This is a genomic window from Paenibacillus sp. FSL R10-2734 (genome assembly GCF_037963865.1).
Lineage (GTDB): Bacteria > Bacillota > Bacilli > Paenibacillales > Paenibacillaceae > Paenibacillus_AQ.
In genome coordinates, this window is sequence record NZ_CP150170.1 from 3199430 (window position 1) to 3214983 (window position 15554).

Genomic DNA, 15554 nt, shown 5'->3' on the forward strand with positions numbered 1-15554 from the left:
CATTCCCTTCCCCTGCTTTCATTATTAACCTTTCAATAATATTTGCTGTTAATGGGTAGAATAATCACGCAAAGAGCAGCAAATAATGGAGAGAAAGGTGAAGGGGTATGGCAAAGGATAGCAAAGAGAGTAGTAAAAGTGCTGAAAGCAATCCACAATGGACCGTCCCTTCAATTCCAATTGATTCAACTGAATTAAGAGTCAATTTAGAGCAGATTCGTCAAAAAACCGGGAATAGTGGAGATATCATTATTCGTGAATTTACGATTGGCTCGGGTGAGGAGTTTCAAGCCGCAATTATTTATGTGGATGGCATCGTTAATAATACAACCATCAATCAATTTGTCATGGAAGTCTTATTGAACGTCATGCTGAGTAGTGAACAAAGGACATTAAATGATTTAGTCCAAGTGATAACAGATAAAATTGTCCCGATCGGCGGCATGAAGACTCTTTTTCAATGGGATGAACTCTATGATGCGCTGCTGTGGGGGCAGACTATCCTGTTAATTGATGGATCTAATGAGGCCCTAGCGATTGCCACATCGGGTGGTGAGGTTCGCGCTATAGATGAGCCTGGTACGGATAATTCAATTAGGGGATCACGTGAAGGGTTTGTTGAAAACTTAACGACGAATATATCGATGGTTCGACGCCGCATTCGAAATCCTAATTTATGGCTGGAATCGATGACGTTAGGACAAGTTACACATACTAGGATAGGGATCATGTACATAAATGGGATCGCGGATAATTCCATTGTTGATGAGGCGAAGCGACGTCTCCGTAAGATCAAACTGGATGGCATTCTGGAATCGGGATATATCGAGAAAATGATTGAAGATCAGAAGTTCACGCCGTTTCCAACAATCCTTCCCACTGAACGTCCAGATACCGTCGCTGCTAATCTCTTAGAAGGTAAAATTGCAATTTTGGTGGATGGGACCCCCTTTATGCTAATTATCCCAGCTGTCTTTAATCAATTTTTTCAAATTACAGAAGATTCGTATCATCGATATGATATTAGTATCGCGTTACGACTATTACGAGTTGTAATGTTTATCATTTCGATGATTGGACCTTCTTTCTATATCGCAGCAACAACCTTCCATCAAGAAATGATACCGACGCAGTTAGTGATATCGCTTGTTTCACAGCTAGAAGCAACGCCATTTACTGCGTTTGTTGAGGCATTATTAATGGAAATTATTTTTGAGATTTTGCGTGAAGCGGGTGTTCGTATGCCCAAAGCGATAGGAGCAGCAGTATCTATAGTTGGAGCGCTAGTCATTGGACAAGCAGCTGTACAAGCAGGATTAGTGTCAACCGCTATGGTTATTGTCGTTTCACTGACGGCTATCTCTAGTCTAGCGACGCCTATTTTCTCAATTGCTGTATCAGCGAGATTGTTACGTTTTCTCCTTATGATCAGTGCAGCAACGTTTGGTTTCTTTGGAATGATTCTTACTTTGATTATGATCATTGCTCATATGTGCAGTTTACGTTCATTTGGTGTACCCTACATGTCTCCATACAGTCCTGTAATGCCCGTTAGGAATAATCAGGTTCAAAATCATTTGCCGATTTGGATGAGACATTTGGTTCCTAAATTAATGAAGAAACCAACAACAGAGCAAGTGGGTGATCAAGATGGAACGTAGAATGGCAGGATTTTGGTTGTCGATGTCTATGATCTTTTTGCTTACGGGTTGTTGGGATAGTCGAGAGCTAACAGATATTGGCTTTGTTGTTGCGCTGGCGATTGATAAAGGAGAAAAGAAGAACATTCGGGTTACGGTTCAGATCGTTAATCCAGCAAATACTTCAAATTCACCAGGGGGAAGAAGTCCTTCGCCCTTACCTCCAACAACATATTCAGCTGAAGGTAATAATGTATTTGAAGCCACTCGCGTTCTTTCTAAAAAACTTTCTAGGCAATTGCATTATGGTCATGCGGTTGTTCTCTTGGTGGGTGAAGAATTAGCTACAACACAAGGGATCAAGAAGATTTTTGACGGTATTGAGCGGGATAATGAATTTCGTTCTTCTGCCACAATGGTCATTGCGAGGGGGGCGACAGGAGAAGAAATCATTAAACAACCAACAAGTATCGATAATTCACCGGCCATGAAAATCATGAAAATGGTATCTGATACAGAGCAAGCTTGGGGTGAAAATATAGATGAGAAAATGTACCAAGTGATTCAAGCAATTGTCTCATTTGGTAAAGAGCCGACCATTACGGGCGTTCAACTCGATCATTCAAATAAAGAAGATAAAATCATGGCTAATGGGATCGCTACTTTTAAAGATGGGAAATTAATGAAGTGGTTAGACGGGAGCGAGGGTCGTGGACTCTTATGGGTTCTAGGTAAAGTTCGTTCAACATTGTTAACCTTGGATTGGAATGATCAGCCACATACGATAGGGATCGAGAATATACGAACAAAATCATCCTTTCATTCAAGCTTTAATAAATCTGGTAAACCAATGATTGAAGTGAAGATTGGTGCGGATGCGAATATTGGAGAGGTTGATGTGCCAATTGATGTAACTAATCCTAAGGTGCTCTTGCAAATTGAGCGACTTTACACACAAGCTATTCACGATGAAGCGCTAGCCACAATTAAATTAATGCAACAGCAAAAGTCGGACATTTTCGGATTCGGAGAGGTGGTACATCGTGATCATCCTAAGCAATGGAGAACGTTGAAGCAGGATTGGAATGATGTGACCTTTCCCGAGATTGAAGTAAAAGTGAAAGTGGAAGCTTATTTACGTAATACCGGATTGCGTAACAGGACAATACTGGAAAGCATCGATGTTGGCGGATGAATAAGTTCTCTATAAGAGAGGAAGAGTGACTTTGGAAAAAGCAAAGATTAGCCCCCGTCAATTGCTTATCCTTGTGTTTATGTTTGAAATCGTCAGCGCGATTATCTCTGGATTTGGTGCGGAAGCCAAACAAGATGCATGGATTACTGCAATAATAGGGATGCTCGGGGGAATTTGCTTATTTCTACTCTATCATCGATTGTCTTTATTTTATCCAGATCTTCCACTTACTGAATATGCAAAAAAAATATTAGGACCCGTAGTGGGTCGTGTCGTTGCCTTGTTATATGTTGTCTATTTCTTGTTTAATGGGAGTTTTGTAATCCGTGATTTTGCCTCAATGGCCGTATCCTTTGTTTTTGCGCAGACCCCCTTTCTCGTTATTATTGCTTTGATGCTAGTCACGGTTATGTATGTCATTGGAAAAGGAATTGAAGTGTTGTCGAGAACTGCGGAGCTTTTTTTTGCTGTGTTATTTCTTGTTTCAACTACCGGTCTAACCTTGATTCTTACGTCTGGGAATGTGGATCTTCAGAATTTAAGACCTGTACTGGAAGAGGGATGGTTTACCATCCTGAAGCAATCTATTCCAGGGACTGTTGTTTTCCCCTTTGGTGAGGTTATTGTGTTCTTGATGTTGTTTCCCTATGTGGATAAGCCGCAACAAGTAAAGAAAACAGTGATTACTGGGTTATTGATCAGCGGATGTTTTATCGCTTTTATTATGATGATAAATGTGTCCGTTCTCGGTGCGGATTTATTTACAAGAACACAATATCCTTTGCTGACAACTTCGCAGTTAATTGAGGGGAAGGCTTTTCTGGAACGTTTGGATGCATTATTTCTCGTCACGGCTATTGTAGGAGGCTTTTTTCGGATCGGTCTATTCTTATATGCGACATTAATTGGGGCTGCAACATTGTTCGGAATTCCATCCTATCGCAAATTAATTATCCCCGTGGGCATGGTCATGTTCATCTGTTCACTAGCAATGGCAAGCAATAACGTAGAATTTAACTACACGGGATCTCGTATCGTTCGGTACTATGTTCAGATTCCGATCTTAGTCATATTTCCTCTAATACTACTGTTAGTAGGCTGGATTCAAGAAAAGAAGAAGTCTGCGAGTTGAAACGATGAATACCTCTCCATCCCATCTTTATGGGATTGTCCTTGCGAGGGATCTACTTATAATTGTTAGTAATTCTTAGACAAATATGAGTGGGGACGGGGATCAGCATGAATGTTGCAAAAAAAACGGAGCTAACAGGCACGCGCAGGCAGCGGTTGGGCATGATGGCGGCTATTTGTATGGGGGCTTTTATTTCCCATTTTACAGCCGGAATTATGAATGTATCGCTTCCTTTTTTTATAAATCATTTTCAGACTGAGCTTGCACAGGGGTTATGGATCACAACAGGGTATTTGCTAGTGATTACAGCGCTTCTCCCAGTTATGGGAAAACTAGGCGACCGTCATGGTTTTCGCCGCATTCACAATCTCGGATATGTGATTTTCACAGTTGGCTCGATCCTGGTCGCTTTTTCACCTAATCTGCTAAGTATACTGACGCTTAGAGTTGTGCAGGGTATCGGTGCAGCGATGTTCCAAGCTACCAATATTGCGCTAATTACTATTCATATGCCAAAAGAGCAGAGAGGACGTGCACTTGGAATTCTGAGTACGGCTGTCGCGCTGGGGGGGATGACCGGCCCTATTGCGGGAGGTTTGATTGCGGAGTGGCTCAGCTGGCAATGGCTATTCTTGATCCATGTTCCTGTGGCGATTGTGGCTACAGCTATGGCATATCGGTACATTCCCACCCGCGTGCAAGAGCGTAAGTCCGGAACTGTGAGTATCATGGGGGCTAGCTTGTTCATGGCATGGATCACCTTGCTTCTTCTCGTGATAACAAATGGGAGCAAATGGGGGTGGACCTCTGCGCGGACGATGGCTTTTTTGGTGGGGGTTGCCCTGCTATTGGGCGCTTTTATATTATGGGAACGGAGACAAGAGGTACCTTTTCTACCCCTTAAGGCGCTGAAAATTCCCGCTGTGGCGGGGGGCTTGATCGTTAGCTGTGCTTCTTTTATTCTTTCAAATACATTGCTTGTCCTTATCCCATTCTATTTGATGGGGACGGTGGTTGGTTTCTCTTCAGCTACGACCGGCTATGTCATGGCGGCTTATCCTATTGCTTTGGCGTCTGCAGGCCCTCTAGCAGGCTGCTGGTCTGATCGTTATGGCTCTCATCGGCTGATGCTTATGGGGCTGAGCAGTATGGGAAGCGGGTTCATCCTGTTACTAGTTTATTTAGAGAGTATCCCGATTTATGGAATGGCTGCGATTCTATCTCTTATTGGTCTTGGGATGGGGCTCATTGCCTCTCCGAATAATAGCTATATTATGCAGCGAACGCCTCGGGAGCATGTAGGCTCGATTGGAGGAATAATTGCCTTAACACGTAATGCAGGTATGGTCTTTGGATCAGCGTTTGGACTTGGAATCGTGAGTGGAGAGGCAGGCCAGGAGAATCAGCTTCAAGCGTTCAAAATGGTTTTCGAGATTAATATTTTCATTTGTATAGGCGTTATTATATTGATGGTTATCATAAATAAATGGACTTATAAATCACCTTGACTTAAAAAAATGTGTTTGTAATCACACTTCAAGGTTTCGTGTTCTGTTACGTTGGGAGTAGCGAATGATTATCTAGATATGGAGGATAACGATATGTTTTGTTACCAATGTGAACAGACACCGAATGGCGGATGTACCGTTGTTGGGGTGTGTGGCAAAAATGAAACCATTGCGAGTTTGCAGGACACAATGATTTTTGCATTAAAAGGAATCGCAGCTTATGCGACACATGCCCGGCAGCTAGGATACAGTGATCCCGAAGTGGATCGTATCACCCACGAAGCTTTGTACATGACCTTGACTAATTCTAACTTTAATACGCAGGAGCATTTGGAGATGGCGATGAAGGTCGGAGATGCAGCGGTTCGCATCATGGATCTGCTGGATCGCGCACATACGGATCGCTTCGGCATCCCGCAACCGATCACAGTCAGCCAGAACAAAATTGAAGGTCAATGTATCGTAGTGACAGGACATAATTTGTATGCACTCGAGGAATTGCTGAAGCAGACGGAAGGAAAGGGCATCAACATTTATACTCACTCGGAAATGTTACCTGCCCATGGCTATCCGGCGCTCAAGAAGTATAAGCATCTGAAAGGTAATATCGGAAAAGCCTGGTACGATCAGCGTAGACTGTTCGAGCAGTTTCCCGGTGCGATTCTCGCTACCACAAACTGTGTGATGCCGATTAAAGGTACATATGCAGACCGCTTTTTCTCATATGAAGTAGCGGGGCTGGAAGGTGTAGAGAAAATCACGGGCGATGATTTCTCCCCACTGATTAATCGCGCGTTGTCATTACCTGCGGCCGATGTAGAGTCAGATTTAGTACTCACGACCGGATACCATCATGAAACTGTAATCGGGCTAGCACCAGAGATCATTCAAGCTGTTAAAGACGGGCATATCCGCAGGTTCTTCGTCATTGCAGGCTGTGACGCGCCAGGTACAGGTGGGAACTACTACCGTGAGTTGGCGACTTCCTTGCCAAACGATACCGTCATTTTGACCACTTCTTGCGGAAAGTTCCGCTTTAATGACGTAGATTATGGCACCGTTGGAGATACGGGCATTCCGCGTTATATTGACCTTGGGCAATGTAATAATTCCGGTTCTACGGTGAAGATTGCCTTAGCTTTGGCTGAGGCATTTGAATGCACTTTGAACGAATTACCTGTCAGCATCGTGCTGTCTTGGTTTGAGCAAAAAGCGGTTGCTATTCTGCTGGGCTTGTTCAGTCTAGGCATTCAGGACATTCGCATCGGACCGAAGCCGCCTGAGTTCATCTCGGATGGGGTGCTGGATGTGCTCGTGGAGCTTTTTGGATTGAAGCTGATTACTACTGCTGAGGAAGATATGAACGCAATGTTGGCGTTGTCATAAGCCACCTTTTATTCCATTATTTTATTGAAGTCAACTTCTACAAATAACAGAAGGCAGCCGCCCGGAAGGGATTGGCTGCCTTTTTTTTATTAACGTAATGCCATTATTTTTTTTTGATTAGCAAGATGGCAAGAAGTAAAGCAATGCTAACAGCAGACAAACCTACCCAATTCAAATTCAGGACAGAGGTACGGCTGATGATAAGCCCGCCTAATCCAGATCCCAGTGCAAAACCAAATTGGATGAAGGAAGTATTTACGCTTAGGGCAATGTCCGGATTTCGTGGTACCAGTGTAACCAGATATAGCTGCTGGGCAGGGGAAATACTCCAAGTTGCTAACATAAAGATCATTAAAATCAAGATCAAAACAAAGAAATTGAAACCCGCTAGAGCGAATAAAAGAAGAGTTGCTCCTTGTAACAGGAGCCCTAGAGTAATTGTGAATTTCGATCCCTTTGCATCTGCCAATTGTCCGCCCATTCTTGATCCGACGAAGCTGCAAATTCCCGCCAGGAATAGAACGCCGCTAATTTCGGTTATGGAAAGAGAGGATGTGGCTTGCAAGAATGGCGTAATATATGTGAATAGTGTAGAGTAGCCGCCGATATAAAATAAAGTAATAACCAGGGCAGTCACAATTTTTGGATCTTTTAAAATGGAGAGTTGCATCCTGAGGGTAACTTCTTCTTCTTCTTTGATTGCCGGAACCTTTTTATAGATGATGAGCATTGGAAGAATGCTTAACAAACCGATCGAAATAAATAAAACTCTCCATCCAAACATCTCACTAAAAAAGGTACCAATTGGAACACCCAGCACGAGGGAACTGCTGAGCCCCATCAAAATAATACCGATGGCACTGCCCCTTCTTTCTTTTTCAACGAGTCGTGTCGCCACTGCCATGGCTACCACGGTAGCAATTCCTCCACTAGCCCCTTGAATAATTCGTACCCATAGTACGATTTCGTAAGAGAGCTTTACAAACATAAGTCCGTTGCTAGCAATAAACACACTGAGGGTAGCCATGAGTAGCTTCTTGCGATCCACATTGATCGTTAATGCAATCAGAAGCGGAGCGATAATGGCCGCTGAAAGAGCAAATACAGTTACTAATAGCCCAGCTTCGGAAGTAGATACTCCCAAGTCCATGGCGATCATTTCAATGACTCCTGTAATAATGTATTCAATGGTCCCGATCAGAAAAACAGTAAGTGCCAAGACATAAATGATCAGGTTATTTTTATTCCTCAATTCAATCCGCTCCTACTCCCATTATCTATTTATAATTGGAATTTGTATTTCCATCAGTTGTGTATCTTCACTTTTTTCAGCGAAGTTCTCATTCATGCAAAAACCTTTTTAGGTTTGTATCTATAAATTCTGAATCTGGTACATGCTGTCCGATGCCTGCGCAATGCCCCCAGTTCGATTTAATCGGGAGGAAGAATGCATCAGGCATATGTTGTGCCTCATATTTGTTATCCTGGGGAGGAAAGAAAAGATCCGTGCTTCCCGGCATGACCAGTGCCCGTGCGGTAATCCTGCTTAATGCAAGTTCAAAATTGCCGTCATACACCGGATTTGCGCTAATGTCACCGTTGATTCCAGTACGCAGCATGGTGATCAGGTCATTAGCGTCAAAGGTCAAAAACACTTGATCCCAGTAATCTACAAGATATTCCTCTAGTGTGTGGTAGCCCTCTTGCTGATAGAGCTGCTCCAGATAATAAGCCTGTGAGAAGCCCCAAGCTGCATAGATCCGACCCATGGCTGCCAATCCCGCTTTCGGCTGCTGCGTGTAAAAGCCATTCTTCCAAGCAGAATCAGCCTGAAGGGCAGCGATCATTCCTTCAAACACAACCTTTGCATGTGGCCGGGTCTTGGCAGTTCCTCCGAATGGAGTGATTCGTTCGACCATATCGGGATAGCTTGCTCCCCACTGAAAGGTCTGTACGGCTCCAAGTGACCAGCCTACGACGAGGGCGATTTTCGTAATGCCAAACTTCTGAGTAACGAGTTGATACTGCAGCCGCACATTATCATAAATCGAAACCTGTGGAAAATTAGCTTGATGATAGGGCGGGGGCGTATTACTTGGCGAAGAAGATAATCCATTGCCCAACATATTAGGGATGATGATAAAATATTTTTCCGGGTCCAGTGCCTTACCAGGTCCAATTAACCATTCATTATCGGTATGCTGGCCTGCAAACCAGGTAGGGTAAAGGATGACATTGTTTTTTTCTGCATTTAGCGTTCCGTAGGTTTTGTAGGCGAGAAACGCATGTGGCAGGGTGTCACCGGATTGTAGCAGAACGTCCCCCAGTTCATAAATTTCAAAATCTCTCATTTCAAAATCTCCTTTTCATAGATGGAATCCTTTTCTTGTCATCACTCTACGACGATGCTATTGTTAAGTCAAAGAAACGTTTCTGAACATAACGTTCACTTTTTTTGAATTAAGGGGTGGATGTACCATGGAATTGCGCCAACTAAAGACCTTTCATACGCTTGCTTCCACACTCAACTTTAGCCGCGCCGCAGAAGTGCAAAACTATGTCCCTTCAACGGTTACAATGCAGATGAAAGCATTGGAGGAAGAACTGGGTGTCAAGCTGGTGGACAGATTGGGTAAAAAAGTGATCCTGACCGACGCGGGCAGAAGCTTTCTGCGCTATGTAGACAACATATTGAGTGAGCTTGAAGAAGCACAGCATGCAGTCAAACAATCTGGTGAGGTGACGGGTACGGTGGTCATAAGTGCAGATGAAACGTTGTGCACGTACCGGCTGCCGGTTGTACTTCGCCGATTCCGCTTGCGCTACCCGGGGATTCGGCTGATGTTTCGACCGCTAGCGAATCCGAACCTCAAACAGAGCTTACGGGAAGGGGACGCGGACATTATTTTTATGCTGGATGAAGACAAGGGCGAGACAGGATTTTGCGGAGAAAAAATGCTGGATGAGCCCTTTTATCTATTGGTATCGCCCGATCATCCATTAGCTGCTTATACTGCGTTGGCCATTGAAGATTTTCATGGCGAGACCTTTTTGTTGACGGAGAAGGGATGTTCCTACCGCACTTTTTTTGAACGAAGTCTTTCACAGAAGGGCATGGGAGGGATTACCGAATTGGAGTTTACTAGCGCAGAGGCGATTAAACAATGTGCGAAAATAGGAATGGGCATCGCGATATTGCCTGAAATGGCTGTGATAGCAGAAGTGAATCGGGGAGAACTGGTTCCGTTGCCGTGGGATTTGACTGCCACATCGTTTGCAACCCAAATGTTTTGGCATGAAGAAAAGTGGATTTCGCCTGCGATCGAAGCCTTTTTAAACTTGACCCGAGAAACATTTTTGAAAAATAGCACCCTATAAAGTAATTTTAAAATCACATTCCATAGGTATAGGGCACCCCCATATGGGGATGCCCTAAATAAAACTCTTATACGAAATAAGCATTGGATATTAATCGGACTTCTTCTTTGGTTTCGGTTCATCATGAATAACGGAGTATCCTACGATATTCCCGTAATGATCCGCTTCGATAGCGCAGCAGCTTGTCATCATCTCTTTCATTAGCTCGCGGCCTCGCTGTACTCTGGATTTCGCTCCAGAATAGGAGATATTCAGATGTTCGCTTAACTGCTTTTGCGACATGCCCTGCAGCTCGGATAGCTCAAGCGCCTCCCGATATTTATCAGGCATGCGAGTCAGGATGCTCATCATCCCTTCAGAAGCCTCCGAATTACAATCTGCGACTGGTTCTTCCTCCACGATGTTCACATTATCCAGGAGTGCCTCCGTCTTTTTTTCCTTCCGGAAATGATCAACGATGCTATTTCTTGCGATTTGAAAAATCCATGCGCGTCTCTTTTCCTCATCCTGCAGACGGGCCATCCCTTCATAAGCTTTCATAAAGGTCATCTGAACAATGTCTTCGGTATCAGTGTGATGATTCGTTTTATGCAAAACGAAATTCCTGACGTGCTCATGGTATTCATCCCATAATCGCTCTAAATTCATCGGCGCGGTCCCTCACTCCACAAAATTTATTCGAAAAAAGTTTCTCTTATTTGCGTCCATTCCGATTTGACTTCGTCTCCATTAATATAAACCAAATAATGGAGGGCGTAAAGACGATGAAATACAACTTGCTTGGCAATACGGGAGTGCTGGTATCGGAGATAGGATTGGGAACAATGACATTCGGCGGCGGAGAAAAATGGGGTGTTTTCGGCGGTCTGGGCGAAAAGGAAGCGGGTTTTCTGATCGATCAAGCGATGGATGCCGGCGTGAATTTTTTCGATACGGCCAACGTATACTCGGACGGACAATCGGAAGAAATTCTCGGCAAAGCCCTGAAGAACAAAAGGCATCAAGCTCTGATCGCGACGAAGGTCAGAGGACGCACGGGATCTGGTCCGAACGAGCTCGGGTTATCTCGATTGCATATCATAGGGCAAGTCGAAGCAAGCTTGAAGAGGCTCGGAACGGATTATATCGATCTGTATCAAGTCCATAACCCCGATCAATTAACGGACTGGGAAGAAACACTTCGGGCTCTCGACGATCTGGTTCGGAGCGGGAAAGTTCGCTACATCGGCAATTCTAATATGACCGGGTGGAACATAATGAAAACTCGGGGTCTCTCGCAGCTTCACGGACTTCACAGTTTCAAGAGTAGCCAATCTTACTACTCTCTCGCCGCGCGCGAGATCGAACGGGAAATCATTCCAGTGCTTCAGGATCAAAATATGGGCTTAATCGTCTGGAGTCCGCTTTCTGGGGGCTTCCTGTCTGGCAAATACACGCGGGATAATCCGGGCAATGGCAATGACCGGCATGCGAACATTCCGTTCCCTCCGGTCGACAAGGATAAAGTATTTCCAATTATCGACACGCTTCAGGATATTGCGGCTGCAAACAAGACGACGGTGGCCAGAATCGCTCTTGCTTGGGTGCTGAATCAAAAAGCCGTAACGAGTGTCGTTATTGGCGCAAAGCGACCCGATCAATTACAGGATAACCTCGCGGCAAGCGGGATTATTCTAACAAGCGATGAATTGTCCAGACTGGATGAGGTCAGCCGCATACCGATCGAGTACCCGGCATGGCCATTCTTGGAGGGCGATGATTCTATCGTGAGGAAGCATGCGAAATACTAAACTAGAGGCATTTGAGTGAGAATGGAGATATAGGTTCGCGGAATTTACGGTAAGAGGCAGGATTGAATGCAAAAGAAGACAAAAAGAGTTCATCGTAAGATGAGCTCTTTTTTTTGTTGTGGAAAGTTGAAAAGTGTTGAAGGGATGTGGAATAGTTCGACAGAGGGTGTCCAAAAATTCAGGTGAAAAGTAGGTAGACTCAGAACTAGCGATCACTATAATGGAAATAAGAGACATAAATAGAACCAATTCATAGGATTTAAACAAGAATCAGGCTGAGTAAAAAAGCGATTAGAGGAGGCCATCTCGTGGGAAGATCATTCGCGAATTTGCATATCAAGTCGAATAACCTTGAGAAGACTGTCAAAGCATTAAGAGAGCTAAGCGAAGGGCATGCCAAAGTATTAGGCGAGCCAAATAATGAGGCACAAGAGATCAAAGTTGTCATGTACGTAAGCAAAAGCAACGAGAACTGGATCAGCGTGCTCCACGATTATTTTGTATGGGGTACGGTGAAGGAGATCGGCAAAACATTATCCCGGCTTATCGAGGAGCCAGTGATGACCGCCGGATATATGAATGAGGAAATATTCGAGATGTCGTTGTTCGAGAATGGTGACATGGAGGCTGAAAGAATCTTTTGTGAACAGTGGACAAGGGATGAATATGAACAACTCAAAGAAGAGCGTCTTAATGATGACTACCTGCAGAAAGTGTTGGATATCCGCAATGAGGATTTTGACGACTTCATTAGCATTACGAGACCGGAGCAAGCCGTAGATAAGCTGTCAGAAATCGTAAGAATGTCTTTATGGAGTGATTCGGAGTGGATCCCGCACGAAGAAACTCTCAGAGAACGTTTTGAAAAATATGAGTTTCAGTAAATATTGACCGTGATCAATGGCAAATAGGAGGATTAATGAATGCGGAAAATATGGAAAAAAAGGATTCTGATCAATAATCCTATTACGCTGGACCGGGATCAGATCGAGCTGGATTTGCGTGGCGGTAACCAAGTGATTATTCAATTCTCTCACCCGGATTTTTATGGCTCCATATTGGAAGAAGTGGATGAGCTTTGCGCGCGCTGGGATGAGGATTTCGGAGTACGTTTCTACGCCCACTATTCGCTGTCTTTTGATTGTCATACTCTCTTGCGGATTCCCAATGTCAAAATGCTGCACCTCGATAGTCTCATTCAGGCACATAACACCGAAGCATTGGCCATGCTGGATCACCTGTGCAGTTTGAGCTTAGGCATATACGAGCTGGAGAATTCGGAAATTCTGGGGATTGATACGTTGAGCTCTCTAAAAAAATTAAACATTATCTCGGATAAAAAGACCCTCAACCTGCAATATTTTAAAGAATTCTCTTCTCTTGAAGAGTTGCATGTAGGGGGAAAGGTTAAAAACCTTGAAGCTATAGGGTATTTGAAGGACTTGAATTATCTCGCGCTGCATTCGATCAGCAAACTGCCGTTACATTGTGTTAACCGGCTTAGGAAGCTGAAGCACCTTCGCATTCTGCTTGGAGGCCGAGAGCATATTCAGGAAATTGAAGAGAATACAATCGAGAGCCTGGAGATCACTAGAGTCCGCGGCTTCCATGACCTGACCAATATTACGGCTTTTCAAGCGCTGAAAAGACTTGTTATTGAGGATCAAATCCAGCTGCAGGAAATCAGCTTTGACCAGGAAATGAAGGCACTGGAGGAGCTGTCTATCAGGAATTGTAAAGGCTTAACCCGTTTGACGGGAATGGAGCAACTGCCTTTGCTGCACACACTTCGTATTCTCAAAACGGCAATCGATTATGATTCCTTTATCCATCAGAAACTTCCAAATGCTTTATCTTCAGTGGAGTTTGCAACATTCAAAAGTAAAACAGACCGGGAAATACAACAATCTTTAGCGGCATTGGGTTTTCAATAAAGGGTAGGATCGTTCTGTAAACAGGAGGAGTATTTATGTACATCGTATCTCGGCCAAAACCGCTGTCTGATGGCCAAATCCAAGCACTTATGAAGGAAGACGCCACTGTTTATCCACCGGGCTACCTCCGGTTTTTACGGCGATTCGGCGAAGGAACTTACAGAGGGTGGATGAATGTCCAGTTTCCGGATGCGGAGGTGCTTAAACCATTTGCCGAGTACGGATTATGGGAGCATGACGAAAACAGCCCTATTACTGAGCAACAGATCAGCGAGTGTATCGTTATAGGTACAACCGTTGACGGTGATTTTCTGGGAGTACATCCCCAGACAGCTGGGCTGCTCTGGCTACCTCGGCATGCAGAGCACGTAAGGGCGATTTCCCTGCAAGCACAGGAGCAAAAAGACGAAGGGATGTACGCCTTGGTGCTGGACGAAATATATCGTCAGGTGTATGGAAGGAGTCAAGAGGAGACCGTCTATTATGAACCGTGGACGGGCACTCGGGGCCATCTCTTTTTGCGTTTGCCTCAAGGGCAGGACCAGCTTACGCTGCCCGAACTGGCCGAATTGTGCAAAAAAGAATTTCAGCCGGATTTGACCATTGAGAATGCCTATGTCTGTTTCCTGTTCTACCGGCAGCTGGGCGGCTATGTGCGATTGAATTATGCCTACCAGCAAGAGGTGGCCATCTTTTATGAACAGGATGCGGGAGAGGCGTTTGCTGTTATGGAGCAGTGGCTCTTGTCGAAAGGGTGCGAAGCGATTTCAGAAAATAACAGATGACCTGGGTGCAATGAGCCAACTGACGTTCACCCTGACAACCTTGTAGTAGGAAAAGGAATGGTGGATAGATCGGTTTCCCCACAGACTGGATTTGTTCGTGCCGAATAGCGACGAGCATTCTTATATAACCTGAACTGATTCACTAACGGAAAGGAGGGCCATTGTAATGAAGCCGATGCAAGAAATAGAGACGCTGGCAATAGAGATCGCCGATGCTGCCAGAACGTCTTTTCGCGCTCTTTTTGAAAATGGCGAACATTACTATTACTGTACGCTATATACTACTGGCGAGGGACATGCGCCAAGCATCTCCGCCTGGTCGTGGGAAGCTTTGGAGATGGAATCGGCCAGGCAAGGGGATGAAAGTGACACACCGGGATCGACGATAGCGGAACTCATCAAATGGTCCTATGCCGATTCTCCCTATTGTTGTTTTGGGGATGAGAACTTCGATAACGTTAAACAACGATTTCTCGGGCGTCCTATCATTGCGGATCTTGAGAATGACGAAGGGAATCGCGAGTTTGATTTGAGGTTGAAGGCTATGGAGCTGGCGATGAAAATGCTCGATGATGAAGGCGTGTTTGCCTTGAATCAACTGCGAGAGTCAGTATGCGTCCTTGTCGAAGTCATGCCGCCGGATGAGCTCAATACTGAAATCGCCCTACGTTTGAATCGGGCGGAATCTCCGGCTATGCAGGTATGGTTGACGGAAGCGGCGGAGTAGAGCTCTATAATAAAGAAAATGGGAAAACGATTGTTAAAGGTGATCTCAGCGCTGTGGTTTTAGTTCAGGATGACGATAC

General features: G+C 44.6%; 14 protein-coding genes. 11 read left to right on the forward strand and 3 right to left on the reverse strand.

Annotated elements, in window-relative coordinates:
• Positions 1-107 precede the first annotated feature (107 nt).
• The 5 genes from NSS67_RS13965 to hcp all read left to right on the forward strand — a co-directional run bounded on the left by NSS67_RS13965 (position 108) and on the right by hcp (position 6861).
• Entirely contained in the window at positions 108-1661 is a 1554-nt protein-coding gene (locus NSS67_RS13965) for a spore germination protein (RefSeq protein ID WP_339320098.1), read from the forward strand.
• Positions 1651-2835, forward strand: coding sequence for a Ger(x)C family spore germination protein (locus tag NSS67_RS13970; RefSeq protein ID WP_339320099.1), 1185 nt, complete (start codon positions 1651-1653; stop codon positions 2833-2835). The genes NSS67_RS13965 and NSS67_RS13970 overlap by 11 nt, the downstream gene beginning before the upstream one ends.
• Before the next feature lie 31 nt (positions 2836-2866).
• Positions 2867-3967, forward strand: a complete 1101-nt coding sequence (locus NSS67_RS13975; RefSeq protein ID WP_339320100.1) for an endospore germination permease — start codon at positions 2867-2869, stop codon at positions 3965-3967.
• 107 nt (positions 3968-4074) lie between these two features.
• On the forward strand, positions 4075-5475 hold the full coding sequence (locus NSS67_RS13980; RefSeq protein ID WP_339320101.1) for an MFS transporter: 1401 nt from the start codon (positions 4075-4077) through the stop codon (positions 5473-5475).
• A gap of 93 nt (positions 5476-5568) precedes the next feature.
• Positions 5569-6861 carry a hydroxylamine reductase gene (gene hcp, locus NSS67_RS13985; protein WP_339320102.1) on the forward strand — a complete coding sequence of 431 codons (1293 nt, stop codon included), beginning with the start codon at positions 5569-5571 and terminating at the stop codon, positions 6859-6861.
• A gap of 103 nt (positions 6862-6964) precedes the next feature.
• On the opposite strand, the gene NSS67_RS13990 is transcribed toward hcp, so the two are convergent.
• Positions 6965-8113, reverse strand: a complete 1149-nt coding sequence (locus NSS67_RS13990; RefSeq protein WP_339320103.1) for an MFS transporter — start codon at positions 8111-8113, stop codon at positions 6965-6967.
• An 88-nt stretch (positions 8114-8201) separates the two neighbouring features.
• Positions 8202-9212, reverse strand: a complete 1011-nt coding sequence (locus tag NSS67_RS13995) for an alpha/beta fold hydrolase (protein WP_339320104.1) — start codon at positions 9210-9212, stop codon at positions 8202-8204.
• A 127-nt stretch (positions 9213-9339) separates the two neighbouring features.
• Here NSS67_RS13995 and NSS67_RS14000 point away from each other — a divergent pair, with 127 nt between their 5' ends.
• Entirely contained in the window at positions 9340-10239 is a 900-nt protein-coding gene (locus NSS67_RS14000; RefSeq protein ID WP_339320105.1) for a LysR family transcriptional regulator, read from the forward strand.
• Between the two features lie 90 nt (positions 10240-10329).
• Here the strand turns inward: NSS67_RS14000 and sigZ are convergent, their stop codons facing one another.
• Complete coding sequence (gene sigZ, locus NSS67_RS14005) at positions 10330-10887, reverse strand: RNA polymerase sigma factor SigZ (protein ID WP_339320106.1); 558 nt, start codon at positions 10885-10887, stop codon at positions 10330-10332.
• Positions 10888-11003: 116 nt separating this feature from the next.
• Between sigZ and NSS67_RS14010 the strand changes: the two genes are divergently transcribed.
• The 5 genes from NSS67_RS14010 to NSS67_RS14030 all read left to right on the forward strand — a co-directional run bounded on the left by NSS67_RS14010 (position 11004) and on the right by NSS67_RS14030 (position 15475).
• A complete protein-coding gene (locus NSS67_RS14010) occupies positions 11004-12029 on the forward strand; it encodes an aldo/keto reductase (RefSeq protein WP_339320107.1) in 1026 nt (341 codons plus the stop codon).
• Between the two features lie 308 nt (positions 12030-12337).
• Positions 12338-12913, forward strand: a complete 576-nt coding sequence (locus tag NSS67_RS14015) for a hypothetical protein (protein ID WP_339320108.1) — start codon at positions 12338-12340, stop codon at positions 12911-12913.
• 39 nt (positions 12914-12952) lie between these two features.
• Positions 12953-13963: a hypothetical protein gene (locus tag NSS67_RS14020; protein WP_339320109.1), complete on the forward strand. Its 1011-nt coding sequence runs from the start codon at positions 12953-12955 to the stop codon at positions 13961-13963.
• A 35-nt stretch (positions 13964-13998) separates the two neighbouring features.
• The gene (locus NSS67_RS14025) at positions 13999-14748 is read left to right on the forward strand and encodes a hypothetical protein (protein WP_339320110.1); all 750 of its coding nucleotides are present in this window, start codon (positions 13999-14001) and stop codon (positions 14746-14748) included.
• 166 nt (positions 14749-14914) lie between these two features.
• Complete coding sequence (locus tag NSS67_RS14030) at positions 14915-15475, forward strand: DUF4303 domain-containing protein (RefSeq protein WP_339320111.1); 561 nt, start codon at positions 14915-14917, stop codon at positions 15473-15475.
• The last annotated feature ends 79 nt before the right edge of the window (positions 15476-15554 follow it).